At 55.6% G+C, this 883-nt stretch carries 1 protein-coding gene; it reads right to left on the bottom strand.

The window, feature by feature from the left end:
• Positions 1–114: 114 nt before the first annotated feature.
• Positions 115–678 carry an IS66 family insertion sequence element accessory protein TnpA gene (gene tnpA / locus ACOCD2_RS22600; RefSeq protein ID WP_419626181.1) on the bottom strand — a complete coding sequence of 188 codons (564 nt, stop codon included), beginning with the start codon at positions 676–678 and terminating at the stop codon, positions 115–117.
• Positions 679–883: the final 205 nt, after the last annotated feature.

Here is an 883-nt window from a genome sequence, read left to right as displayed (position 1 = left end):
CGGCGCACCTTCGGTGGCATCAGACATGTCCATCGATTTCTCCTATGTCGTGAAATTCCAGGAGAAAGTCTGCACAGGGTCAGGTGGGGAAAACAGGTGTGGATTCTTGGGCGCTTACGCACTGCTTACCCGTCGTGCGCATAGCGCCAGAGGGGAAGCAAAGTAGGCATCCAAACGCGGCGTCCAGTCATTGGGAGACAAGTACGGAGCAGCAACGAGCTTGCGAAGTTGTTGCGTAGTGCTGGGTGACCAGGACGGCTGGGGCACAAATAGGTTGTCAAAGGCCGAGTCGATTTTGGGGACTGGGATGTCCCAAAATCTATCACGAGGCCGAAGACACGCTTGCGGTACTTCATGCCAGCATCCCCAGCAGATCACGCACCAGACCCAGGTTGTTTGCTTCGATGCCGCGGATCTCCAGGCCGTCAGGCCGTTGGGCAGGCTCAGGGTCAGGCCGGTGGGCTGTACCGTGGCCGGGATCACCGGCACAAAGCCCGCCCCCTTCTTCTTTGTTGCCGGTTCGGCGGCCCGGCGTAGCTTGCGGACCCAGTAGCCAAAGGTACTATACCGCAGCTCCTGCTGTTCGCAGTAGGCTTTCTGCGTCAGGCCAGATTGTTGCCAGGCCGCAATGTGTGACTGCCAGAATGACGCGCCTTCGGTGGCATCAGACATGTCCATCGATTTCTCCTGTGTCGTGAAATTTCAGGAGAAAGTCTGCACGGGGTCAGGTCGGGAAAACAGGTGTGGATTCTTGGGCGCTTACCCTGTTTTGATTAAGCGAGCTGAAGGTTCTTGTAGATGGTGCTCTTAACTGGTGCTAATATTAGACCACTGAAATCCCATTTGGAGTATCGATTATGCCCATTAAATTCTCTGAAGACGT

Origin of the sequence: Thiolapillus sp. (genome assembly GCF_048562965.1) — a bacterium.
Taxonomy (GTDB): Bacteria; Pseudomonadota; Gammaproteobacteria; order Chromatiales; family Chromatiaceae; genus Thiolapillus; species Thiolapillus brandeum_A.
The sequence above is the reverse complement of the archived record's forward strand: the minus strand, read 5'-3'. Positions and strand labels throughout refer to the sequence as shown.

Coding starts and splice junctions, on each gene's coding strand:
- tnpA (WP_419626181.1), bottom strand. CDS start 678: ATGGACATGTCTGATGCCACCGAAGGCGCGTCATTCTGGCAGTCACAC.